The 24395-nt window shown below is 56.2% G+C and carries 17 protein-coding genes; 12 read left to right on the forward strand and 5 right to left on the reverse strand.

Annotation, left to right across the window (positions count from 1 at the left end; all coding sequences use genetic code 11):
• Positions 1-39: 39 nt before the first annotated feature.
• Both K1Y02_01310 and K1Y02_01315 read left to right on the forward strand, forming a co-directional pair.
• A complete protein-coding gene (locus K1Y02_01310) occupies positions 40-1395 on the forward strand; it encodes a glycoside hydrolase family 55 protein (GenBank protein ID MBX7254968.1) in 1356 nt (451 codons plus the stop codon).
• Positions 1396-1480: 85 nt separating this feature from the next.
• The gene (locus K1Y02_01315) at positions 1481-3358 is read left to right on the forward strand and encodes a glycoside hydrolase (protein ID MBX7254969.1); all 1878 of its coding nucleotides are present in this window, start codon (positions 1481-1483) and stop codon (positions 3356-3358) included.
• 8 nt (positions 3359-3366) lie between these two features.
• On the opposite strand, the gene K1Y02_01320 is transcribed toward K1Y02_01315, so the two are convergent.
• Positions 3367-5640, reverse strand: coding sequence for a DEAD/DEAH box helicase (locus tag K1Y02_01320; protein ID MBX7254970.1), 2274 nt, complete (start codon positions 5638-5640; stop codon positions 3367-3369).
• 244 nt (positions 5641-5884) lie between these two features.
• On the opposite strand from K1Y02_01320, the gene K1Y02_01325 reads away from it, so the two are divergent.
• Positions 5885-7435 carry an FHA domain-containing protein gene (locus K1Y02_01325; protein MBX7254971.1) on the forward strand — a complete coding sequence of 517 codons (1551 nt, stop codon included), beginning with the start codon at positions 5885-5887 and terminating at the stop codon, positions 7433-7435.
• A gap of 4 nt (positions 7436-7439) precedes the next feature.
• On the opposite strand, the gene K1Y02_01330 is transcribed toward K1Y02_01325, so the two are convergent.
• Genes K1Y02_01330 through K1Y02_01340 form a run of 3 tightly spaced genes read right to left on the reverse strand, consistent with a single transcriptional unit; the run spans position 7440 to position 13433 of the window.
• The gene (locus K1Y02_01330) at positions 7440-8759 is read right to left on the reverse strand and encodes a CCA tRNA nucleotidyltransferase (protein ID MBX7254972.1); all 1320 of its coding nucleotides are present in this window, start codon (positions 8757-8759) and stop codon (positions 7440-7442) included.
• Positions 8752-10932 (reverse strand): hypothetical protein, encoded by a 2181-nt coding sequence (locus K1Y02_01335; GenBank protein MBX7254973.1) that lies wholly within the window; start codon positions 10930-10932, stop codon positions 8752-8754. Before K1Y02_01335 ends, K1Y02_01330 begins: the two co-directional genes overlap by 8 nt.
• A gap of 8 nt (positions 10933-10940) precedes the next feature.
• Complete coding sequence (locus K1Y02_01340) at positions 10941-13433, reverse strand: hypothetical protein (GenBank protein MBX7254974.1); 2493 nt, start codon at positions 13431-13433, stop codon at positions 10941-10943.
• Between the two features lie 154 nt (positions 13434-13587).
• Here K1Y02_01340 and K1Y02_01345 point away from each other — a divergent pair, with 154 nt between their 5' ends.
• Complete coding sequence (locus tag K1Y02_01345) at positions 13588-15117, forward strand: hypothetical protein (protein ID MBX7254975.1); 1530 nt, start codon at positions 13588-13590, stop codon at positions 15115-15117.
• Here K1Y02_01345 and K1Y02_01350 read toward each other — a convergent pair.
• Entirely contained in the window at positions 15114-15572 is a 459-nt protein-coding gene (locus K1Y02_01350) for a hypothetical protein (protein ID MBX7254976.1), read from the reverse strand. The two genes, K1Y02_01345 and K1Y02_01350, sit on opposite strands and share 4 nt — an antisense overlap.
• A 408-nt stretch (positions 15573-15980) precedes the next feature.
• On the opposite strand from K1Y02_01350, the gene K1Y02_01355 reads away from it, so the two are divergent.
• The 8 genes from K1Y02_01355 (at position 15981) to K1Y02_01390 (ending at position 24392) form a co-directional block, all read left to right on the forward strand.
• Positions 15981-16250, forward strand: coding sequence for a hypothetical protein (locus tag K1Y02_01355; protein MBX7254977.1), 270 nt, complete (start codon positions 15981-15983; stop codon positions 16248-16250).
• A 123-nt stretch (positions 16251-16373) separates the two neighbouring features.
• The gene (locus K1Y02_01360; protein MBX7254978.1) at positions 16374-17258 is read left to right on the forward strand and encodes a Gfo/Idh/MocA family oxidoreductase; all 885 of its coding nucleotides are present in this window, start codon (positions 16374-16376) and stop codon (positions 17256-17258) included.
• A 30-nt stretch (positions 17259-17288) separates the two neighbouring features.
• Positions 17289-18467: an aminotransferase class V-fold PLP-dependent enzyme gene (locus tag K1Y02_01365; protein MBX7254979.1), complete on the forward strand. Its 1179-nt coding sequence runs from the start codon at positions 17289-17291 to the stop codon at positions 18465-18467.
• 45 nt (positions 18468-18512) lie between these two features.
• Positions 18513-19367 (forward strand): SDR family oxidoreductase, encoded by an 855-nt coding sequence (locus K1Y02_01370; GenBank protein MBX7254980.1) that lies wholly within the window; start codon positions 18513-18515, stop codon positions 19365-19367.
• Between the two features lie 75 nt (positions 19368-19442).
• Positions 19443-20762, forward strand: a complete 1320-nt coding sequence (locus tag K1Y02_01375) for a Gfo/Idh/MocA family oxidoreductase (protein MBX7254981.1) — start codon at positions 19443-19445, stop codon at positions 20760-20762.
• A gap of 349 nt (positions 20763-21111) precedes the next feature.
• Positions 21112-21768, forward strand: coding sequence for a DUF1080 domain-containing protein (locus K1Y02_01380; protein ID MBX7254982.1), 657 nt, complete (start codon positions 21112-21114; stop codon positions 21766-21768).
• Between the two features lie 96 nt (positions 21769-21864).
• A complete protein-coding gene (locus tag K1Y02_01385) occupies positions 21865-23592 on the forward strand; it encodes a hypothetical protein (protein MBX7254983.1) in 1728 nt (575 codons plus the stop codon).
• A gap of 197 nt (positions 23593-23789) precedes the next feature.
• The gene (locus tag K1Y02_01390) at positions 23790-24392 is read left to right on the forward strand and encodes an acyltransferase (protein MBX7254984.1); all 603 of its coding nucleotides are present in this window, start codon (positions 23790-23792) and stop codon (positions 24390-24392) included.
• The last annotated feature ends 3 nt before the right edge of the window (positions 24393-24395 follow it).

Genomic DNA, 24395 nt, shown 5'->3' on the forward strand with positions numbered 1-24395 from the left:
GTCGGGGGGCACGGTGCTTCAAAAAAGGGGAGAGAAGAGATGCGAGCAGCACTGTTGTCCTTGATGATGATGGGTCTAGTTTTGACCGCGGTGGCGCAGGATACGGCCCCTCCGCCGCCCGCGCCCGCAGAGATGATCTTGCCACAGCCCGCGACTCCCGGCGCCGGGCAATTCAACGTCATGGATTATGGCGTGAAAGGCGACGGAAAGACCGACGATACGGCGGCGTTTCAAAAGGCGCTGGATACGGCGGGTGATGCCGGCGGCGGCATCCTCCAAGTGCCGGTTGGCGCCTATGCCATCCACGGCCACTTGAGAGTGCCCGACAAAGTTACTCTGCAGGGTGTGTGGACGCGTCCGCTGTGGAGCAAGCCGATCGATTTCAAGGGATTGAGCGTCCTCCTTGCCTACGAAGGGAAAGGGAAGATGGAGGGTGATCCGTTCATCCTTTTGCAGAATTCCTCTACGTTGCAGGGGATATCGGTGTTCTATCCCGAACAAATCAACTCCCTTGAGCCGCATCCGTATCCTTGGACCGTTGCAGGAAAGGGCGACAACTGCACCATCGTGAACTGCACGTTGTTCAACCCATATCAAGCGGTCGATTTTGGCAGCTTGGGCGGAGGGCGTCATTACGTCAACGGACTGTATGGTCAGCCACTGTTCTTGGGGCTCTACATCGACTCCTGTTTCGACGTGGGCCGTGTAGAAGACGTTCACTTCTGGCCGTTCTGGAGCGGCACCGACCTGAAGGAACCCGTATGCACGTTCATGCGCGAAAAGGGGACGGCCTTCCTCATTGCGCAGACGGACGGTCAGATGTTCTTCAACTGTTTCTGCATCTACTATCGCTACGGTTTCAAGTTCATCGACACACTCGGCAAGAAACCCGACGGCTCGCCGCGCAGAGGACAAGGGTCTGGTGTCTACACAAATTGCTATCCCGACATCTGCAAGACATCGATCTATGTCGAAGAAGTCCAGCCTAATTCGGGCATATCCTTTATCAACGGAATGATCATGGGTGGCGTGGAAGTTGCCGAGACGAACAAGGGGCAGGTCAAGTTCACGGCATGCGGCTTCTGGGCCAATCGCGATCAGGAGACCCATGCGAAACTCTTGGGAAGAGGAATCGCTATCTTTGAAGGATGCCACTTCACCAATTGGGACCGCGTGAACCAAGGGTTGCCTTGCATCGACGCCAACAACAAGAGCCTGATCGTTACCGGCTGCGAGTTCTCGGCGGATAACCCGGACACGAAATTGAAGGTCAAGCTCGGCGCAAACATCGAATCCGCGATTATCACGTCGAACCGCATGGTAAACGGCGTGGAAATCAAGAAAGAGTGCCCGCCCGAATCGGACATTCAAATCGGATTGAATACGGCCAAATGACTTGGGGCAAGTCACGCCTGTTTCTTAGTTACGCGTAGGGATAACCCCGGCATGGCCGGGGTTATCCATTTTAGGGGGGAGTTGTATGAAGCGGTGGAAAACGTCGTGCGTCGTGCTATGCGTATTGAATGCGAGCGCAATGGCCCAATCGGTGGTCTTTCAGGAGACATTTGACGGAGCGGATCTCAAGCAGGGTCAATCAGTCAAACAGCCGCCATTGAGCTGGACCCTTTTGAGTCCGAACGACCCCGCAAAGAACCTCGTCGGTGATCTGCTGATCGGAAAAGGGCCCTCGGGTTTGACGGGGAATTGTTTAGAAGGTTCGACCGCCGCCGCGCCGGATGCGGAGAATTCGTTCCAGAAGACGTTCGCGCCGCTGGTCTGCGGGAAGGCCGTACTAACGTTCAAGGCACTTGCTGCGGGGGAAACGTCTGCGGGGTCTTCTGTAGGGATGAGCGCGATGCAGGCGAAGTACAGCAACCGTGGCGGTGGTTGGATTAGCACGCCAACGGGATGGACCTTCTGGACCGGTCACGTGGACTCCAGCACGTATCCCCTGGGCGATCAGAAGTTCGGTCCGTACGAGATCCTCCAAGATGCAATGAGCGGCGCACACGATGTCCCGGTGAATTTCACGATGACTGTCGACCTTGATCGAAGCAAAGCGTGGGGCGAGGCGCGATGGTTGGATGCGCAAGGGAAAGAGCAGTCTTTTAAATCGCGGGAACTCGATTGGGATACCGCCGCCGGCGACATCTCCAGCGTGATCGTCACTATCGACAAGCGCAGCGGGCACACGGGCATTCTCGTTGACGATATCGAAGTGAGCGGACAACCGGCTTCTCTTCACGCGAGTCCTTTCGAGAAAACGGAGCATCTTGTTCGACACATGGATGGCGACGCGGAGGCTTCGTCCGCTCCGGCCGAATTGCACTGGATCAGCCGGGAATGGGGAGGCGAAAACGCACAGATTCCTTATCTCGCGTACGCACCTGAGAAGAACCGCGTACTGATGTTGGTGGCCTGTGGCTCTCCAATCCACTCGGCGATCATCGAGAGCGAGAACGGCGGCGCAACGTGGAGCGAGCGCCGTTGGCTGAGCGTGGATGACGCGGGTCAACCGAATGCCACAGCATTGGGACTAACCCAGATCGGCTCCGAAACACTATTGGCATATCCCGAGTCCCTCGGCACGTTCTGGATCAGCACTGACTATGGGAGAACATGGAGCAAGCGTGAGTCGCAAGCGCCGGCCGGGGAACGTTACGCCTGGGACCCATTGCTTGTGCTGGACGCGACTCGCCTCGCACAGGCGTGGTGGAAGCCGACGGGAATCCCTTGGGGGTCGGCGGAAGCGCCGTATTCGCAGGCGTATATCCGCTTCAGTAACGACGCGGGCCTCACGTGGAGCGAAGACTCCAAAGTACCGCAGTGGCTAGGTGTCAACGAGGTTTGCATGATTCGCGCGTCGAATGGCAACTGGATTGCCGCGTGCAGGACGGATAGTCCGAAGCGGTTTGCCCACTGGGCTTTCGATCACTACTCGGGCTTGGGCGTAAGCATCTCCAGCGATGAGGGAAAGACGTGGTCCTACCTGAATGTGCTGTACGAATGGGGCCGCCATCATCCGAGCATGGTGCTCTTGCCCGATGGACGGATCCTGATGACCTACGCGGTGAGACTCGGCTATCCCAACACGCCAGACGGTTTCGAGCAATTTGGCGTGGAAGCGGTGATCAGCAATGACAACGGCCAGACTTGGGATTTGGCACACCGCTATATCCTTGCGAAGTGGACGGGCAATATCAAAGGTGAGAACGCGTGGTTTTGCAGCGTTCAGTCGTCGTCGACCGTGATGCTTGAGGATGGCACATTGCTGACGGCGTTTGGCACGGGGTTCCGGAACAAACCCGGAGACTCCACGTGCGTTATGAGTGTCGCTTTGGTCCGGTGGCGCTTGTAGACCTGGCACTATTGGTTGAGTGCGAGTTTTGCCAAACGTAGCGCGCCGGGCTTCGCGTGCTTGCCGGTCTCTATTTTGGGGCCCACGCAGCTCGGACAGCCCTCTTTGCAGGAGCAGCCGCTGATCAACGAAATCGCCGCTTCGAGCAGCCGACGGTGATGCGTGAAGATCTTCTCGCTTATTCCCACACCGCCGGGATAGGTTTCGTAGAGATAGACCGTGGGCTTGTCGGAGAATGGGGCCCGCAGCATGGCAAATGCGCGAATATCCGTGGGGTCGCACAGAATCTGTACGGGGGCAACCTGTCGGAGCGTGTTTGCCAGTCCGTGTAGCGCTTCCGAAAGTTCGGTCTCTTTCAGGTCGAGGCGCTTTGCCAATTCGGCGTCGAACTCGATCCAATACGACGACGTATGCATCGTCGACTCGGGAAGACTGATCTCACCCCAGCCGACGTTTTCGTGCGTGCCGAACTTGATCTTCTTGTAGATGCTCGGCAGCCAGGTCACGCTGACTTCGCCGCAGAATTTGACGGCTTCGCCTTCCGGTTCTTCGCGGAAGCGATCCAGGACTTTCATGTCGACTTTGATTTGCGCGTCGGTGTAGTAATCGACATCGACGGGCCGCGCGTACGCTTTGCGATCTTCGAGATCCAGCCGCTCGATGGTGTATTGCGCGCTTTGGTGGATGTAGATGGCGTTTTGATATACCTCAACGGGCGCGGAAAACAGATCCACCTCGCCGATCACGCGCCCATTCTGCGATGTGTCGAGAATCACGACATTACCCGGCGCAGCCGTGCGCAGGCTGATGTCTTCGGCGGGATAGGTATCCGCGCTCCAGTGCCACTTGTCGCGCACATGACGCAGGATTCGCTGGTCCGCGAGGTACTGCAGGATTTCCTGGGTTGAAGCGGGGTCAAGCCCAAACGCCTCGTTATCTTTGAAGGGAATCTCAAACGCGGCGCATTTCAAATGGCTCGTCACGATAATGAGGTTGTTGGGATCGACCGTCGCGTTTTCCGGAGACTGCTCAAAGAAGTACTCGGGGTGATTGATGATGTACTGATCGAGCGGGGCGCTCGACGCGACGAGGATGACGAGTGAAACTCCGGAGCGGCGTCCTGCGCGCCCTGCTTGCTGCCACGTGCTGGCGATACTCCCGGAGTATCCAACCATGACGCAGACGTCGAGCGAGCCGATGTCGATTCCCAATTCGAGCGCGTTCGTGCTGACGACAGCCATGATTTCGCCGTCGCGGAGTCCACGTTCGATGGTTCGGCGTTCCGTGGGCAGATAACCTCCGCGATACCCGCGCACGAGATTGTGGTCCTTGCCCAATCGGCGGACAGCGTCCTTCAAGTAGGTGGTCAGGATTTCCACGCGTAGCCGGCTGCGCGCAAACACGATGGTCTGGATGTTTCTGGAGAGGACCTGCGTGGCGATTCGCGCGGCTTCCTTGATTGAAGATTGGCGAATGCCTAATTGCGTGTTCACCACCGGCGGGTTGTAGAAGAGAAAATGGCGTTCGCCTGTTGGAGCGCCATTGTTGTCGATGAGGCGCACGGGTCTCTCGATAATACGTTCAGCCATCTCTTTGGGATTGTTGATGGTGGCGCTACAACAGATGAATCGCGGGTTAGAACCGTAGAATTCGCAAATGCGCTTGAGCCTCCGCAGTACATTTGAGAGGTGGCTCCCGAAGACTCCGCGGTAATGATGCAATTCGTCAATCACCACGTATTGAAGATTTTCGAACAATTTCATCCAAATGGTGTGATGGGGAAGAATGCCGGTGTGGAGCATGTCGGGATTGGTGACTACGATGTGCCCGGCATTCCGAATGGCTTTGCGCGCCGACGCCGGGGTGTCACCGTCGAAGGTGTAGGTGCCGATCTGCACCTTGAGGCCTTCAATCAGCGTTTGCAGTTCGTGCACCTGATCCTGCGAGAGCGCCTTCGTGGGAAAGAGGTAGAGGGCGCGCGCATCGGAATTTGAGAGGAGCGTATTCAGGACCGGCAAGTTGTAGCAGAGCGTTTTGCCGGAGGCCGTGGGCGTGACGACACAGACGTGACCACCCGCCAGGACGGCATCAACCGATTCGCGTTGGTGCGTGTAAAGGTTTTCGATTCCCCTGTTCTTCAGGGCGGTTACGAGTCTGGGATCGAGCGCATCCGGGAAGCCTGCATACTGCGGCGGCTTCGCGGGGACAGTGCGCCATGCGGTCAGATTGTGCCGGAATGACGTGTCGGCCTTAAGGCGGTCAATGATTTGCGCGACGTTCATATACCGAGGTTACCCGAAGTTGCGAGTTGGCTGAATATATCATCAGTGACGATGTTGGTCAACCAACCGGCTCCGCATGATATTCGAAACGCCCGATCATGGTACACTTCAGGGTGTGGCCGCGGACATTAGCGTCAAGGCACGGTCCCAGTCTCAAAAATCCTTGCCACGGGGAAGGTATGTTTCCTTCCGTCAGAAGGTGGCGGCGAGATTCCGGTGGGTGATTGCGGTAGTAGGGTGAAGCATGGCTCAGTTTGAATTGGTTCTGCTTAAGGGCGAGTCGAGTATCAGTTCCTTTCCAGTCGGCGCAGATGGACTCATAATTGGCCGAGCCTCCGAATGTGACGTGGTCCTGCCTGATTCGATGGTTTCGCGCCGCCATGCGCGGGTCTACGTCGATGGGGATATGCTGAAGGTCGAGGACCTTGGCGCCCGAAACGGGATCATAGTCAACGGAGAGCGCGTCTCTCGCCTTCGAATCGAGGAAGGTGACGAGTTGACGGTGGGCACGCATACTTTCCAGGTCTCGCGTCTCACCAAACCCAAAGCTCTCTCGGATACGGGGGCCTTGATCACCTTCGAGAAGGCCGGTGACATGTACCAGAAGATGGTGCGTGTGCCAGGCGGCGAATTGCCGATTCTCTACAAAGCCGCGCAGCTGCTGGGGACGGTGTTCGATCTCGACGATCTTCTCCGGAACATCTTGCAGCTTATCTTTGAGGCAATTCCCGCCAAGCGAGGCTACATCCTCACGATGGACAATGAGACGGCCGAGCCGGTGATTCGCGCCAGCCTGCCGGAAGAATCCAAGCGATCCAACCCGACGCTGAGCAAGACGCTGATTGACCACGCCGTTACGTTGAAGAACGCAGTACTTACCCTCAACGCACAGGAAGACTATTCCGCATCCGACAGTGTTGTTGAGTACGGTATACAATCTGCCATGTGCGTGCCGCTGTGTGGAAGGGAAGCGGTGGTGGGTGCAGTCTACATCGATTCGGGCGAGTCGGATGTCATCTTCCGAAACGACCACCTTAAGCTGTTGACGGCGATTGGCCGCGTTGCCGGTGTGGCCGTTGAGAACGCACGCTTGCACCAAGACGCGATTGAGCGCGAACGGCTCGTTGCTATCGGCAAAGCCACGGCGGGTTTGGGCCATAGCATCAAGAACATTCTTGTCGGCATTAAAGGCGGAGCCGAGTTCATTGACTTGGCGATTGAGACGGGGGAGTGGAAGTATCTGCAAAAGGGATGGCCGCTCATTTGCCGTTCAGCGGCGCGCATCGAAGATGTTGTCCTCAATCTTTTGGCGTTCTCGCGCGATCGTGAGCCGGAACGCGTTCCAACGGATTTGAATAAAGTGGTAGGCGAGGTAATCGAAGGTACCTGGTCGTTGGCGGAACGCTCCAAAGTGAAGGTGGATTTCAAGCAAGGCGAGATGACTCCGCTGCAATTAGACAGCCACGGAATTTATCTGGCACTGCTTAATCTCATTACAAACGCGATTGAGGCGTGCGAGGAGAACGGCGGCACAGTCACCGTTAAGACCTTGATCGACGACCGAGGCCGAGCGGTTGTCGAAATCAAGGACAATGGCGTCGGCATCGCCTACGACGCCTTCCCGCGCATCTTCGAAGCCTTCTACAGTACTAAGGGAAGCCGGGGAACGGGTCTGGGATTGGCGTGCTGCAAGAAGATCATCCAGGAGCACGGAGGCACCGTCTCCTTTGACAGCAGGCCCGGCAAAGGCGCCAGGTTCATGGTAACGTTGCCCATCCAGACGCAAGTTGGATAAGGGGCTAGTTGGCGGCCGATTGGGGCCAGGAACGGAGCACGAAAGCGCGGGCTTCGTCCGGTGAGTGGATTGTCCCTTCAAGCTGGGCATCTTCCACAGAACTGAGTATCGCCTTAAAGTCCGGACCCGGCTCGTACCCAAGAGCTATCAGGTCGTGGCCCGTAATCAGCGGCGCAGGACGGCACTCCTCGGGCTTTAGGTTATTGCAGTACTCTTCAATCCACGCGATAGTGCTCAGGTCGCCGTGGCTTGCCAGGCAATCCAACTTCCCGAGTTCGATAAGCTCTTGAAAGCCATCCTCGCGTACGAAGCGCTTGCGTTTGCTTTCGCGCATGCCCGGCGTGTGCGCCAATCGCATGTGTTGTTCAACCAGCCAGGATACGCGCTCGGTTTCATGGTTGGACATGCGCAGCCTTCTGCAGATGGCCTCCGCCATGGTTGCGCCTACTTTGTCGTGGTAATTGAAACGTATCCGGTCCTCTTCCGTGAACGTCTCCGGCTTGCCCACATCGTGGAGCAGGGCGCCCAGTGCGAGTGTGGGCGTGGGATTCTTGAGCAAATCGAGAAGGATCATGGTGTGGATATACACGTCGCCTTCGGGATGGAATTCCTCGGGCTGTCGAACGCCCTTCATTCGCGACACTTCCGGCAGCACATGCTCTAGAAGTCCGGTATCGTCCATAAGTTCGAAAGCGCGCCGCGCTCCGCCTTCGGTGAGAATCTTGATAAGTTCGTCTCGAACGCGCTCGGCGCTGGTGTGGCGGATCTGTGCGGCCATCTCTCGAATTGCCTGAAACGTGTCAGGCTCAATCGAATAACCCAATCGTGCCGCAAATCGTATTCCCCGCATCAGGCGCAGATAGTCTTCGGAGAAGCGCTCTCTTGGATTGCCCACGGTACGGATAACGCGCGACGATAGGTCGTCCTGTCCGCCGACGTAGTCAATCAGTTTCTCGCTCAGAGGGTCATAGAACAGGGCATTGACGGTGAAGTCGCGCCTGAGCGCGTCTTCTTTCTCGTCCGAGAATGTCACGCATGAAGGGTGCCTTCCATCGAGATAGGGCCCGTCCTTGCGAAACGTGGTCACTTCATATTGCGCCTGAGGCAGCACGACGAGCTGAACGCCAAAGGCCGCCCCAACCGGGACAGTGCGAGCGAAGAGTCCTGCGACTTCCTCCGGGCGTGCGTTTGTTGCAATGTCGTAATCCTTGGGAGAGACTCCGAGGAGCATGTCGCGGACGCAGCCGCCGGCAAACAAGGCCCGGTACCCTGCGCGGACAAGGGTGTCGCAAATGGCGACCGCGCCCTCACGGATGCTATCCATGACTGGAGGAACTGCGCACGGCAGGCGGGGGCGGGGGAGCGTTGCGAGAGCGCTTCTCGCGCAAGGTCACGCCCCAGGATATGACCAGCAATATGACCACCACGACAACGCCGCCAAATAGAATCGCGTTTTGAGGATGGCTTTGGCGAAATACGACCCAAATCGTTGCGAGGAGAACCAGCAGAGCGACCCAGCGGTACCGGCTTTCGGCAAATAGGGTTCCGAGTATGGCGGCGGTTGCAGCGATTGCGAGCCAGGCCAGCGGCTGCTGTGACTCCGGGACTTCCGTGACCACTGTAGCGAACGGGACCGTCGCCGCCGCAAACGCGAGCAAGGTGCGGGCTTGCCGTCCCAGGGGCGAGAGTCCTCGCAATTGGGACGTGGTCAAGTACATCAAACGCTCTGAGACAGCCAAGATGAGCGTGATGCCAAGTGCATAGGCCCAAATCCATGGATTATCGGTGATCTCGAAGTGACGCGTGAGGATGCCGTGGACGAATGAGTAGGTGCCCAGTCCAAGGGCAACCAGTGCCGCGCTTTTCAGCGACGTGTATCGGAGCAGAGCGCCCAGCGCCATCAGCGCGAATCCCAGCCCGCAGTGTCCCAGACTCGCGGAAGGAAGAATATAGATGCGGTTCTGAAGCGTTGCGAGCATGACAGTCGCCGCGACATAGGGGATGGATGCGCTGAGGTAATGTTCCGCGGCGCTTACGGCACGGAAACGTTCTGTGAAACGTTCCCAGCGAAACGCGGCGAAGTATGTGTACAGCGCAACGGCGATGGTGTACTCGGCGAAACGAGGCTGATCGGCGAAGCCGGGCTTGTTTACCGATAAGAAGAAGTAGTAGCCGACGTGTCCGGCAATGACCAGCAAGACCGCGCCAATCTCTATTTGAGGTGTGCGGAAAACGGCGCCGATAACAGTAAGACCGACTCCGAACATAACAAGAAGATACGGCAGCGTGGGAGAGTCGCCGTAGTCGGTGATCGTAAGCGCGAGAATGATGAGCGAAGCGGCCGCCGCATGAAGTAGAGACACGACGGCGCGAGGAATGTCCCACAAGGTATCTGCCAGAAACCAGTGTCCGCTTACGACGCGTTGTCTGGGGCGCATCCCGTGCACGCGCCTTTCGTAGTACCAGGAGATTGCCAGGAAAAGGAAGGCCACACCTGCCGCAAGAATCCAGTTTGTGCGGAAATTGACGTCATCGATGGTGAGATCTTGATGTGTCTTAACCGCGTCAATACACATGATTGTCGCAATGACCAAGAGAATAATGTCGAGGACTTTTAGAACGACAAAGCCGGACCAATAGTATCCAATCGCCAACAGGAGGCACTCGAAGGCTAGTGCGATTAGCAACCATTCGCCCGCAAGAACAAACTGAAGAGCAACATTGAGAAGAATGACCGCTTTCGCTATGAAGAGCCTGACGAGGTAGTTGCGGTGCGCACCCAGTGTTTCGGCCCGCCATGCGAACAGCACGGCCAAAACCGCGAATCCGCCATAGACCGCAGCCGTATACGACGAGAACTCGCGATTAACGACTTGCGCCAGGAAAACGTAGAACGCGGCGGCATTGAGAATGGCGAGCAACGCATGACGCCTCTTACCTCTACCGAAACGGCGCGAGTCCCGAATGCACAGGTCATTGAATAGCCAGTAACACAACGTGAGCAACGTCAACGACAGTATTGCCCACGTTGTATCGCTCAGTACCACGTCCACCGGCCGTCTCTCGAAGAACCACCCAAACGTGCTGTAGATAGTTGTAAGGGCAAGAAGCATAAACATGCTCCATTTGCCCATCAGATACGCAAAGATGGCGAGCGCGGCAAGACACGCGCAGGCGAGCAGCGGGATGTTGAGGTTCATCACGGCCAAATCTCTGAACGGAGAATCGGAACCCAGAAGGGTGGTCGATTCCTCGCGCAACGACAAGGCCACGGCGCAGCCGACCATCAGGGTCATGATGACGAGGATAATGCGCGCCATGACGAAGCGCCCTTTCACGGGCATATATACCGGGGGCGGATCGTTGGCGCGGCGGCCACGCGTTGACTGGGCTTCCCGGTCGGCTCGCAGTTGCTCCACCTGAAGCGTCAGGTTCTTTACCTGAGACTCCAGTTCGCGTATCCGCTCTTGCGGCTTTGATTGGCCTTCTTCTGGCATGCCCTCACTCATTGTGAAACGGCGCTTTCCGGTTTTCCCTGACACTGGAAGAGCGTTGTGCCCTCAAGAGGCGAACACGTTAGGTCCGAGAATTTCACCGGGCTGACGAAATTCATAGGCCCGCCCACTATCGTAACAAATCCGTTCCGCTGTGTGATGCTCTTCGCTTCGGGAACCGCTGTCACCACGTAGTGGTGCGTCTGCCCGGGGCGGACCTTGACCACAAATACGAATCCCACTTTGCCGTCTTGATCCACGTAGGATTGGTACCAATCGTTGCCATAGATCTGCTGGTCGTGAAAGAGCCATTTGCCTCCGCGCTCTTCCCACAGCATGGGACCCCGGTGACTGGAAAACCCTTCCACCAGTATAGGCGTCCAATTGTCTCCGTTTTTGAGAGTGAACTCGGCGAAGCCGCGCGAATCCGCTTTCAATCGCCTTGGGAATCCCGGTACGGCCGTTCCGTGCGTGACTTCAATGGTGGCAAGGTTGTTGCCGTAGAGTTCGCGCTGCTTCTCAGCCGGTTTGTAGTCCGTATCGGCATTTCCATACGGCATGACAAAGAAGTGCGCCTCGATGTGGTCACCCTTTTCCAGGCGCGTTAGCGAACCGGGAGCCGTGAGGAAAAGTTCCGTCCATTCCTTGCCGCCGTAGCTACTGAGGCCGAAGGAACTGACCTGCTTGCCGCCCAGCACACCTTCAAAGCGGTTCACGAAGAAGGCGATGTTGCCGTTCTTGTGCGAATAGGCAGCTGCAAAGGGCCATTGGGGACCCAACGGCACTCCTTCCAAAGCCCAAGTCTCGTTGGCGGGGACATCCACGGTAGTCGTTTCGCCTTCCGCGTTCGTGTACGCAACGTGCGGCCAGACGGTCTTGACGATGTAAGCGCCCGCATTCACAAAACGCAGGTTGTGGGCACTGGTCTCGTCGATATCCACCGGTTCAAGGACATCCAGAACCATCTTGATGAAACTGCGCGCTTCGTCGTCCTGCGGCGCTTCGACGATTTCCAGGGTGGTCTTGATCTTCTTGTCCTCGGTCAGATAGTCGAGGGCAAAGTTGGCGAGGTTGGGCGAGGTTAGATAGATTCGCGTGTCTTGCAGAAGGTTGTTGATCCATTTCCCGCCACTCTTGTAACGCAAGCCGCCAATCACCGACACATGATCGTGTTGCGGCTGTTCTGCCCACATCGTGTTCGACAGGCCGCGCACGTCGGCCAGGATATAGTTGCGGTCATCGTCACGCGGGTACTCGAAGGGGACATAGCAGAAGGTCTCCGTGGGCCCGAGCGATGCGTGGAAATAGTGGTGATAGAAGCGGATCGACGAAATCTGTTTGAGAGGATGCGTGCCCCAATTCCCGAAAAGGTGATAGACTCTTCCCTCGAACGGCTTATCGTTGGTTATCGTCAACGGTACGTACGCTTCGCCGTAGGTCTTGTCTCCCTCTTCCTTGCCTTCTTCAAACTCGCTCCCGAAGTTCTTGCACACCTGAACCTGGACGGGCAGAGGATAGCCGTCCTTGTCGGTTACGACTGCTGCTTCAAGTGTCCCGTACGAGTTATGAACGTTGCAGATAATATCGACCGGAGCCTGCCATTCCGGAATGGAAGCCGCCTTGGATGCAGTCAAGTCGACGCGGATACGCTGATTGGGGTTGACACACGCATCTTCGAATTCTTGAGGGCCACGAAACATCGTGGTCACGTCGTAGAACCCTTTTCGGTGGGCGTATCCGTTGAAGACTCCTCCTTTGGCTTCAATGTTTATCGCCTGCGCATACATTTCGTTGCGAACGAGGTGGAGCAGGTCGTCAAAGGACTCGCCCGCCAGGAATATCATGGTGTCTGTCCAATGGGTGTCCGGCGCGGATGTGCGTTTGTGTCCTGTCTGCAGGATGAGCCCCGGTCGTTGGTGAATGGTGTTGGGGATCTTCTTGCCCGTAACGTCTTGCGGGGAAACGACGATCGCCAAAGCCGGGGGCGTCTCGCCCTTAAAGCTCTCCAGTTGTACGCGAAGTTGTTCTTCGTTTGGGGGCATGACGAGAGCGAACTTCGCACCGCCTACCCACCCCAATTCGAATTCCCCTTTCGCTTCTTTGGGATGCACAACCACGTTTACGTACACGCGCTTGGCATAGCAGTAGAGCACGATCTCCATGTCTGCCTTGAGATCCGGGTGGTACAGGTCACGCAAATGCACTTCGTACATTTGCGTTCCGAAGGAATAGATGTTGAACCGTCCTGGACCCTGGATGCTGCCCTTGTTCAAGGTCGGCGTGAGGGTATACTGATTGAAGAGCTCGAAGTTGCCGACGGTGAAGGTCTTGAGAAACGCTCGATTATCGAGACGGAGAACGTACGTCTGGCCTTCGACAACCAACTCGTTGCGTTCGGGGGATTCGAACCGTACAGATACCGCCGCCTGATCGTTGGTCGCGGCGAATCCCCATGCCGATACCGAAATGATTGGCGCGAAAAGAAGAACTATCCAATGCCGCATACATATGATTCCAATGTGCCCTGTTGCTCGAACGGATTCTATCGTTCACAGCGATTCTTTTCCACACCGCGCGACGGTTATTGGGGGAGATGCCGGGAGGCAAGTAACGCCGGAATTGATCTGAGCGCGATCTGCCGATAGACTTTGGCGCGCTATGGCAAACCCAACCCGAAAACCGACAAGACTGGCCGCGTTGCGTCTGAAGTATCGAGGACGTTTCGACGCGGTGATGATGATTGTGTATCTGCTCATCGTCAACGTGTGGGCGCTGTGGGCCTATCCGCTCGGAAGGGACTATGCCATTCTTGCCGATCCCAGGGGCGAGGCGCCGGGCGTTTGCGGAGCCGTGATTGCGTATCTGGCAGACGCATTCGGAGCGTGGATTGCCGGATATCACCTCTTTAACTTTGCGCTCCTTTATGCCTGCATGCTCTGCATCTATCGCATTGTGAATTGCGCAATCGGCGGGCCGTGGTGGCTGGGTACGCTCGCAGCGACGCTTTTCATGGCAAACCCGGTCCACACGGAATCCGTACTCAACCTGACAGGCTCCGCGGACTTGCTGCCTGCTTTGGCCGTTCTGTTATTCATGGCTGCTTATACGAGCACTATCGCTAAACCGGCGGTCTTCCGTTTGATTCTGTCCCTCGTGCTCTTCGTCGTGGCCGTGGCACTCTTTCCACAGAATTGTGCCTTGGTAATCGTAGTCCTGCTTTATGAATGGTTGATCGTACCCGCCGAACGGCGAAACCTGGCGCGCACCTTTGCATTCGTGCTTGTCGGCATGGCAGGGATTGCCATGCACGCGAACGCCCTGCTGCAGTCTCTGCCTGAGTTCCCGGAGAGGCTCGCATCCCTTTATTTCCTTTTCTATCCAATCGGATACTTGCCACGGACAGTCGCTTTCTTTCAGGCAAATCCGTGGGCAGACTGGCTCGTTGCTCTGATTGCCGTGTTTCTTGTTGCGCTTGTGTGTCGTGGCGCGAGGCGTCCAGCGATACTATTTGGAGTTCTGGCGATGGTGGCAGTCCGCATTGCCCCCGGTTCTGGTCCGCTGGATCCGGTACACCTCATTGGCGGTGGGCAATTGCTGACGGCTAACGCATTCTATGCCCTTGCTCTGGTTGCTCTTTTCTTCCGAATCATGGGACATCCCAAGTGGCGGTTCCCGATGGTCACGCTGACTACCGGATTTGCAGCGGTCTTCTTGATTCTCCAATTCTCGGCCAATCTCGACTGGACGAGAGCGGGCAAAAAGGTTAAGGAGTTTCAGCAGGAAGTCGCTACCCGTACCGCGGAGGAGCCAGGCACAATTGTTGGCGTGGCGCCCGATTGGCAGAGTGTGGGGTGGGCGCCTATGAATCTGTCGGATTCGATTCAGTTTTCAACGCCTTTCAGCCAACCCGCGACGCATGTTTCTCTGCTGAAGCTCTCCGCCCCGGACAGGAAGGCGTATCAAGTCGAGTCGGATACGGATACTCCTGCAGTCGCCCGATTCAAGTTTGGCACCGAGCACAAGGAAGGTTTTTCTCACATGGGCGCGCTTGAGACCTCGGAGGGGTATCGTTTGACGCAGTCCGAGAGCCTGGAAAAGGCAGTCAGAGGCGTGTCTGCGCGGACTCTGATTGTTGAGATTGTCCCGGAGGGTAGAGAGCTGCCTCGCATAATTCTGCCCGGCAATTAGCGCGGGAAGAATCCAGTGGCAAGACCAAGACCAATACTTGCCAGCAGTAGAGTTGTTGCCCACACCAGCGTTGTGGAGGCCAGCCGCCAGTTTCTCAGGAGGGGAAGCACCGAGTATCCAGCGGCGTAGGCCACGGGCACAAACGCGGGAACCGAGAACCAATCGGAAGTTGACTCGTGATAGCGCCACATACCCGCCCACACGAAGAGGTTCTCCCCAAGGATTCCCAGCAAGAGCGCCGTGAGCGCAGTGTTTGCCACGGCCCACTTCATTTCAAATCCAAATTCGAGCGTACGGCGCCCCACGTAGAAGATGTGTGTCGATGAGAGCCAACCGATAAGCATGCAGTAGACTGGGGTTTTCCAAACCTGCGGTCCTAAAGCGACATATTCTCCCCACCAGCCCACGGTTTGCGTCACGAAACCTTCACCAATGGGCCACGCGAGGGCAACCATAGCCCCAAACTGCACTGCGGGGCGGAGAGAGCTGGGGATGCGGAGGGACCAAAGCGTCTGCAGGAGAATCGGGACTGCTGACAACACGTAGCATAGTGCCGTGGAATGCCACCAACAGTTGGCAATAAAGCCGATGCAGGCCAGCGAGTTGCTCGCCAGAATCAGAGTGTCGGTCGTTGTCCACTGTGAGCGTATCTTTTTCCATATTTCTTTCATAATTATCTGTAGAATACCCGTAATATTAATGAAGTTCCATGCGTAATTGTGCAGAATTCCAAGTTTTGTTGACGCAGTACACTCCCGGTTGTATAATTCGCTCAACGGTCCGGATTCCATGCGGAAGACCCGGAAAGTGAAGGAATTTAGGGGAGCAATCATTAACGGTACCGGGTAATGGAGAACTGACCAATGCCAACCGCTGCGAACCCCATTAAGTCTGTAGTCGATCTTTGCACGAAATTCATCGAGGCCAAGAAGGGCTCCTGGGATCACGATGCCTGGGAAGGACTTCTCGCGCAAGTTGCTAAGACCGGAATCGAGATTACGGACGAGGTCAAGATAAACCTCGGCAACATGCTTGAGGCCGGTAAGTACTTCTATAAATTGGCCCCGGCCGCAGCTCCCAAGAAGGCAGCCGCCAAGCCCAAAGCCAAGCCGAAGGCCAAATCCAAGGGCTAAAGTTCTTCGCTTGATCCGCTCACAACCTACTCCCGCGCGATTGGTCTGCTCGGCAGTGAAAACCTGTCTGGTAGCGTGTAGCACGTGAGGTGTGTCTAGTCTTAGCCTGGTACGGAGGGGGATATGTTCCGCTTAGGGATAATCGGGTCCGACAACAGCCACGCTGAGGCGTTCAGCAAGTTGACCAATCTCGATGAGGGCTATAACGGCCTCAAGATCGAAGATGCCCGAGTGACTCATATCTACGGAACCGACCCGGTCCGGACGAAAGAAGTCGCCGAGAAAGGCAAGATTCCCAATATCGTCACGCGTCTGGAGGATATGCTGGCGGGCGTCGACGGCGTATTGTGTGTTTGGCGTCATGGCAGCAAGCACCTTCGCGATACACTTCCCTTTCTGAAGGCGGGTATTCCGGCATTTGTGGACAAGCCCTTGGCAAGCAGCGTTGCAGACGCGCGGCAACTCATCGAAACGGCCCAGCAAGCCAAGGTGGGTTTCACGTCCTTTTCCACACTTTATTTTGCGCAAAGCACAGTAGCTTACATTGAGGAACTCAAGAAGACTGCGGGCACGTTGACAGCGGGGTGCAGTTCAGGTCCCGCCAAGCTGGACGATGAATACGATGGGATCTTTTTCTACGGAATTCACGCTGTTCAGATGATGAACGCGGTCTGGGGATACGGGTGTGAGAGTGTGCAGGCAGTGGCGCACAACAACAACTGTGTGGCCGTCTGCAAGTTTGCGGGAGGCGCCCTGGTCACGCTCAACTTGATGGGTAACGCGAAATACGCTTTCCACACCGTCGCCTTCGGCACTGAGGGGTGGAAAGAGATGACGGGTGAGGCGTCAACTTCCTATTACGACGGCATGAAGATAATCCTGGATGTGATGCGCACCGGCAAGTGGGTGCTTACGCCTGAGCAGATGCTTGAGCCGATCCAGATCCTGGCGGCGATTCAGAAGAGTGTCGCGGAAGGGCGCGAAGTGAAGCTGGCGGAAGTGTCATAGAGTTTGCCCATCACGTATACTCCCATGACCATGACTATCGACCAAATCATTCACACCGAGGCAGTCCGCCGAAAAGAGTTTCCTGTTGTCGCCGAGCGTATCTTTCTGGCACACGCTGGCGTGGCGCCCTTGCCTCGTGTCGCGGCGGACGCTATGCGCGAGTTTTGCGATCACGGCGTGGTCAACGCGCAGGAGAATCCGTGGTCGTGGGGAAAGGTGTTGTCGGCGCGAGCATCCGCGGCGGCGCTGATCAGTTGTACGCCCGAGGAAATCGCCCTGCTGGGACCCACCTCGCTGGGTGTGAGTCTGGTTGCCAATGGAATCCCTTGGGACGCCGGCGACCAAGTGCTCTACTACCGGGACGATTATCCCGCCAACGTTTACCCCTGGACCAACCTGGTCGAGCGGGGTGTGGAACCCGTTTCGCTGACCCCCCGGCACCACGGTGTAATCACGTGGGACCTCATTGAAGCCGCCTTGACGCCGCGCACCCGGCTAGTCGCTCTGGCTTCCTGCAATTTCCTGACAGGGTATCGTATCGACGTCGATACCATTGGCAAGAATCTGCGCAGCCGGGGGATCTTGTTCTCGCTGGATGCCATCCAGACGCTCGGGGCGTTTCCCGTGTCGGTAGAGCATGTCGACTTCCTCAGTGCCGATTCGCATAAGTGGCTGCTTGGTCCGGCGGCGGCAGGTATCTTTTACGTGAAACGCAGCCGTTTTGAAGAGTTGAGACCTTCTCTTCTTGGAAGCTGGAACGTAGTCTCCCCGCAATTTGTCGCGCAGGACAACATCCAATTCGAAGACACGGCTCGCCGATATGAACCCGGTATGCTCAATCTACCGGGGATAATCGGCATGGGTGCGTCGATGGACTTGCTCAGAAAGTTAAATATATCTGACATAGCGAAGCGTCTTATCTTGCTTCATGATGCTTTGCTGGAAATTCTTAAGAAAATTGGGTTTAGGCCGTATACAGACGAGGATCAGCTTTGTGATTTGCCAGATGCGGTCTGGAAATCAGGTATTGTAACGGTGACTCATCCAAAGGCGGATATAAAGGAGTTGGCTCGGACCCTCGACTCGAAGGGTGTGGTCGTCTCCTATCGCCAAGACCGGGCAGGAACCCCTGTCATCCGCTTTTCTCCCCATTTCTACAATACGGAAGAAGAATTCGAGCGAGTTGCCGCCATATTGGCGAATGTATAACGTCGTTTACTTCGGTTTGCCCCTGCAAGGCTGAGGATTACTGCTGTGCCGGATCTCCAAGGGCGTACTGTTTTCATCACGGGAGTGACGTCTGGAATTGGTGAGGCCTGCGCCATACGCCTACGCCGTGCAGGGTGGCGTGTTTTGGGGACTGGCCTGACGGAGCAAGCCTGCGCAGCATCTTCTGAGGAACAGGGGGATGTCGTTGTCCAAATGGACTTGCGCGACTCGAACAGCATTCTGCGGGCGGTCGAATGGCTCAAGGGGAAAGTGGGGGACGCGGGGCTGCAGGGCTTGGTGAATAATGCGGCCGTCGATATTCCCGGACCCTTGGAGTTTCTGCCGCTGGAATCGTTGCGGGAGCAGTTCGAGGTTAACGTGTTCGGCCAGCTTGCCGTGATCCAATCGACGATGCCGCTTATCCGGCAGGGCAACGGCAGAATTGTCAATATCGGCTCGATTGACGGCCGCGCGGTCACCCCATTTCAAGGCGGATACGGCGCAACCAAGCACGCCATTGAAGCACTGACCGATGTCCTTCGAATGGAACTCAGCCCCTGGAGGATCCCCGTCAGCGTGGTTGAGCCGGGAGACATCGCCACGCCGATTTGGGAGAAGTCGCTGTCTACCGCCGATCGGATGCTCGAACGTCTCCCCGACCGCTGCCAAGAGTTGTACGGCCCGCTGATGAAGGCGGCCCGCGCGACGGCCGTGTCTATGTCCAAGAAAGCGAAGTCGCCTGACATCGTGGCGCGGGCCGTACAGCACGCCCTTACGTCATCCCGGCCGAGGCCGCGGTACCTCGTCGGAGGCGACGCGCATTTGAGGTTGGCGCTGGAGGTGCTTCCCGCGCGGTGGGTGGACAAGTTGATTATGGGTTTTATCGCGCGTGGCGCTTGATTTGGCTTGCCGCGGAATTGCGTTGATCGTATGCTAAAGTCTGGCACTGGCCACATCCATCAGGGGGACGATGCAATGAACGCCAACCGTTCGTTTACGCGAAGAAGTTTTCTAAAGTCCAGTCTTGCCGCGGGTGCTGTCGTTGCGACTGCCTCGTGCGCCACGTCCGCAAAGAAACGGGTCAGCGCAAATGAGCGAATTGCGATAGGGTGCATTGGGGTTGGCGACCGGGGTAGCTATGTGATGGGTTCGGCGCTGGGATTGCCCGAAGCACACGTTGTCGCGGTGTGCGATGTGAAACGCGACCGGCGCGAAAAGGCCAAGGCAGGGGTTGACGAGGTCAACGGAAACAGCGATTGCGCGGCCTACAACAACTTCGAAGATCTGGTCGCGCGCAACGATATCGATGCCTGCATCATTGCATCGTGCGATCATTGGCACGTTCCTCTCGCGCTCGCGGCCATCCGCGCAGGGAAAGATGTGTACCTGGAGAAGCCGATGGGCCTTAGCGTTGAACAGGATGCGACGCTGCGCAAGGAAGTTCACAGGAAGAAGGCCATTTTTCAATTCGGGACGCAGCAGCGCTCCGATGCAAAGTTCCGGAAGGCGTGCGAACTGGTGCAGAACGGAAGCATTGGAAAGCTCAAGACCATTCACGTCTGGTCGGCTGCAAGTTCTTCGGGCGGACCGACCGAACTCGCGCCGGTTCCCGATACCTTGGACTATGATCGCTGGCTGGGACCGGCACCTAAAGTGCCGTACACGCTGGAGCGCGATTCTAACAAGTGGTGGTGGTTTATTTCCGATTATGCCTTGGGTTTCATTGCGGGATGGGGAATCCATCCGGTTGATATCGCGGTGTGGGGCGGAGGCGACCTGCTCAAGACCAACGTGCGGGTCGAGGGTTCCGGTGTGTTCCCAACCGAAGGCGTGTGCAATACCGCGACGGCTTGGGATGTCACGCTGGCGTACGATAGCGGCGTCACGATGCGGTTCTACTCGCAGCCGGCCCCCGAGGAATTGAAGGCGCGTTACGGGAAGATCATCGATCACGGGACTGCCTTTGAAGGATCCGACGGGTGGGTGTGCGTGGATCGGCAACGTATTCAAGCTTCTTCAGACGCCATACTCAAGGCTGAGATTCCCGGGAACGGAGTCCACTTGCTTGAGAGCAATCACCACGTGAAGAATTTCCTTGAAGGTGTGCGCACACGACAGTCAACGGTGTCATCGATTGACGAAGCCGTGCAGGGCGATACGGTCTGCCAGATAAGCGATATTGCCATTCGGTTGAAACGTCCGTTGCGGTGGGATTACGCGAAAGAGCAATTCCTTGATGACAAGGAGGCGAATGGCCGCCTCACGCGGGCCATGCGTGAACCGTGGCATTTATAGGCGCGGTAGAGTGCGCAGTGTAGGATCCGGCGGAAAACAAGTCCCTGTTTTCCTCCGCTTTTGACTATTGCTTGGATCTTCCAGATAGTTGCCCCAATTACGATTCGCCACACTAGCCCGGATTTCTCACGAACACACTTGAACCTCTCTCGTGACCAGTGTGTTCGCGAGAAATCCTTATGGCATAACCTCAAAGTTTTGCACGTGAGCAATTTGCGCCGGCGCTCAATCGCGCCTGTGCAACTTGCGGACTAGCGGGTGCCATTTGTTTCACGTATTCCACGGCGGCTATTATTCGCCGGTGCTGCACCCAATCTCTGTTCCCATTTCACGTCAAGGAGACATAGCGATGAAGAGGCTTGTCATTTCCGGCAGTGTGCTTGCCCTGATAGTCACGACTACGTTTGTCGGTGCAGTACACGGGGCTGAAAAATCGCCTTGGATCGAGTTGTTCGATGGCACTTCGTTGAACGGATGGCACATCAGTCAGACAAATGGTCACGGAAACACGACTGGCTGGACAGTGGTTGACGGCTCGATTGATGGTACGCAGGACAAGAAGGGCAACGGTGGAATCCTTCTCACCGATCGGGAGTTCGGGGACTTTGTTCTTGAGCTGGAGCTGAATCCAGATTGGGGTTTGGACAGTGGTCTTTTCTTGCGTAGCACCGAGTCTGGGCAGTGTTACCAGATGATGGTTGATTACTACGAAGGTGGGAATGTGGGCGGTATCTACGGCGAAGGAATCGGAGGCTTCCATTTCCCTGCAAGCACCTATGACAAGCACTACAAGAAAGGCGAGTGGAACAAAGTCGTTATCGTGTGCACGGGCAATCCGCCTGCCATTGACGTTTGGCTGAATGGAGAGCACATCACCAGCTACCAAGGCGATAGTCCGGACCTGCTTCCAGCCAAGGGCCGCATCGCGCTTCAGGTTCACGCTGGAGACGGTTTCTTCGGAAAGCACACGCGCTTCAGAAACATCCGAATTCGCCCGCTGGACTAGGCTGCATGAAGTCGTGAAGCAGGAATGTCGAAAACCAGAGGACGTGGCCCTGATTCTATCGCCAAGTTGGCGTAATCAAATAGGTGCGCGTGCCACGTGAAAAAGTTGATCGCATTTCTGCTAATAGGCGCGATACCTATCGCAGGGATCATCATCTCTTATCTGCACCATTCTGAGTATGGAGTCGATGACGCGTACATCACGTACCGGTATGCCCTCAATCTGGTGAATGGACACGGCCTGAACTTCAACACGGACGGTACACGCGTTGAAGGTTACTCGAATCTGCTGTATGTATTGATGATGGCGGTGGGCCTGCTCATCGTGCCTCCTGCGTCAATCTATTACTTCTCGTTGTGCTTGAACGCTGTCTTCCTTACGGTCTGCGCATACGTGTTCTACTGGTTTGCTCAGCGGGAGACGGGAGAGCGTTGGGCCTGCGCCGCGGCATTTCTTTTCTGTCTGTTTACACCGCTGTGGTATTCGGCGGTATTGGGCATGGAGACCCCTCTGGTCCTTTTGGCTCAGCTTGGGATTTGGACGACGGTAACGTACGTCGCAAGAAGAGAGCAAAGTACTTCCAGATTCGTGTTCTGGCTTTGCGTGTCTAGTGTCGCGAGCGTACTGGTCAGAATTGACGGATTCCTAATGCCGGCTGCCGCGGCACTGTATTTGATTCTGCGCGGGAGGTATCGTCCAGCACTTTTGTTGGCAGGGCTTGTCGCTTTGGTCGTGGCGGTTCATTTCTCCTTTCGTTATCACTACTACGGATATTGGTTGCCGAACACGTTCTACGTCAAGGTGGATGGTCCACTCTTCGAGCGGGTAACCAGTGGAATACGCTCGTTCTTCCTCATCGTGCTGATGGCGGACAACTACTTGGTCTTCGCGCTGTCCATCGCGGCAGCACTTGTCATCTCAATGCGCAGAGTCATCAAAGAGAGAGTCGCCTTGTTTGAGGCCGTTTCATTCGGGGGCTTCTTCGCGCTGCTTTGGCAGGGATATTGGGTCTATATTGGCGGAGACTGGATGGGGTCCCGCTTTATGACAATCCTCTGTCCAATAGGGATACTCTCACTTCTTCAACTTCTTGACAAATATCCGCGAGCAACTTTTCTCGGAGTGACCGGAGCTTGCATATTCTCCTTCAGTCATCATTACTATACAGTCGTCACGTTCTTCAAGAGACCCGACTTGGCTCATGAATACTGCTTCAGAGTCATTGTTGTTCTGGCGGTGTCCTCCGCAGTCCTGTATGGCGCTTCCAGGGCGAAAATCCTGCCAGGGCAGAAGTCAATACTAGGTGCACTGGCGGCGGTTGTCGCACTGACCTGCAGCATTCCGGCGAGTTTTGCGTCGGCACCATTTGGGGAGCCAAAGCGCGACATGTGGTATGAGTTGGGGCATTTCCTGGGCAAGGAGTATCCTCACAAGACAATCGCGGTCGATGCTGCAGGCAAGATTCCGTACTTTAGCGGACTACATGCAATTGACATGCTAGGGCTAAACGATACTCATATCGCGCATACGCGAGTTGAGAATTTTGTGGCTGGTCACAGCAAGCATGACGCAGAATATGTTCTGAAGCAGTCACCGGATATTATTACGTGTTGGATCGACACGCAACTGAATATGTCGTATGGACTGACACGGTCACGCTACATTGAGGGCGGATATGAGGTCAGCTACGTTTTGACCGACCTTCCCGACAAGCCGATTATGCTGGATGTTCAAAATGAACCAGCGGACAAGATCAAATCGCTCATAGGGTATGGAGGGTATAGGTATGCCGTCTTGACCAAAGGGGAACTTCGCTTGCGGTAATCAGCTTCAGTCCATCCCGCATTTCAGTGGATTTGGTCTCACCGTGTGACGGAAACGCCCACTGATTGCGACTTGGGCCTTGTGTCCGGAAGATGAATGCGGCAGTATGGAGTATCGCCCGTCTTATCTGTGCAAGACAGGCATGTCGATGCGGAATCTCATACGCAAATACCAGGAGAGAGGATTCTATTCCGTTCATGAATACATTCGTAAGGCGGTATCGTTATTGGAAGAATTCCCGGAAGTTTACGAAGGTGGGGAAGAAGTGCCGGTTTTATGGCGCTGATATTGAAGTCGAGGGAAACGTGGAAGTGGGTGACTACGTCCACATGCGCGAGCACATCATCCTCCGTACTCGCTACGACGGCAAGATCGTCTTAAAGGACCGGAGCATGGTCTCCTGGTATTGCATTATCGAGTCAGGAGGATACGTTGAAATCGGCGAGAATACGGCACTGGCCGAGCATGTCATCATTCGCGATGGAACGCATCTTATCTACGGCACCAAGGAGCATTGGCGGTTTACACCGCACATTATCAAGCCGGTAATCATTGGGCCAAACGCGTGGATCGGCAGCCGCTCTTACATCAACTACGGCGTAACCATTGGCGAAGGGGCAGTGATTGGCGTGGGCAGTATCGTGACGAAAAACGTGGGTCCCTACGAGGTCTGGGCGGGCGCGCCCGCGCGCTACGTTGCTCATCGCACGGATGACGTGCCGCCGCAAAAGCTGGCTGAAGCTCAGGAATTACTCGCAAAGCACGGTGTGCGGCCCGATAGGAGAATGGAGGACTTGTAGTTC

The sequence above is a fragment of the Candidatus Hydrogenedentota bacterium genome (assembly GCA_019695095.1).
GTDB lineage: Bacteria > Hydrogenedentota > Hydrogenedentia > Hydrogenedentales > SLHB01 > JAIBAQ01.

What these genes read in the sequence shown, in the direction of transcription:
- K1Y02_01310 (MBX7254968.1), top strand. Translation starts at nt 40, where the DNA reads ATGCGAGCAGCACTGTTGTCCTTGATGATGATGGGTCTAGTTTTGACC.
- K1Y02_01315 (MBX7254969.1), top strand. Translation starts at nt 1,481, where the DNA reads ATGAAGCGGTGGAAAACGTCGTGCGTCGTGCTATGCGTATTGAATGCG.
- K1Y02_01320 (MBX7254970.1), bottom strand. Translation starts at nt 5,640, where the DNA reads ATGAACGTCGCGCAAATCATTGACCGCCTTAAGGCCGACACGTCATTC.
- K1Y02_01325 (MBX7254971.1), top strand. Translation starts at nt 5,885, where the DNA reads ATGGCTCAGTTTGAATTGGTTCTGCTTAAGGGCGAGTCGAGTATCAGT.
- K1Y02_01330 (MBX7254972.1), bottom strand. Translation starts at nt 8,759, where the DNA reads ATGGATAGCATCCGTGAGGGCGCGGTCGCCATTTGCGACACCCTTGTC.
- K1Y02_01335 (MBX7254973.1), bottom strand. Translation starts at nt 10,932, where the DNA reads ATGCCAGAAGAAGGCCAATCAAAGCCGCAAGAGCGGATACGCGAACTG.
- K1Y02_01340 (MBX7254974.1), bottom strand. Translation starts at nt 13,433, where the DNA reads ATGCGGCATTGGATAGTTCTTCTTTTCGCGCCAATCATTTCGGTATCG.
- K1Y02_01345 (MBX7254975.1), top strand. Translation starts at nt 13,588, where the DNA reads ATGGCAAACCCAACCCGAAAACCGACAAGACTGGCCGCGTTGCGTCTG.
- K1Y02_01350 (MBX7254976.1), bottom strand. Translation starts at nt 15,572, where the DNA reads ATGGTTGCCCTCGCGTGGCCCATTGGTGAAGGTTTCGTGACGCAAACC.
- K1Y02_01355 (MBX7254977.1), top strand. Translation starts at nt 15,981, where the DNA reads ATGCCAACCGCTGCGAACCCCATTAAGTCTGTAGTCGATCTTTGCACG.
- K1Y02_01360 (MBX7254978.1), top strand. Translation starts at nt 16,374, where the DNA reads ATGTTCCGCTTAGGGATAATCGGGTCCGACAACAGCCACGCTGAGGCG.
- K1Y02_01365 (MBX7254979.1), top strand. Translation starts at nt 17,289, where the DNA reads ATGACTATCGACCAAATCATTCACACCGAGGCAGTCCGCCGAAAAGAG.
- K1Y02_01375 (MBX7254981.1), top strand. Translation starts at nt 19,443, where the DNA reads ATGAACGCCAACCGTTCGTTTACGCGAAGAAGTTTTCTAAAGTCCAGT.
- K1Y02_01380 (MBX7254982.1), top strand. Translation starts at nt 21,112, where the DNA reads ATGAAGAGGCTTGTCATTTCCGGCAGTGTGCTTGCCCTGATAGTCACG.
- K1Y02_01390 (MBX7254984.1), top strand. Translation starts at nt 23,790, where the DNA reads ATGAATACATTCGTAAGGCGGTATCGTTATTGGAAGAATTCCCGGAAG.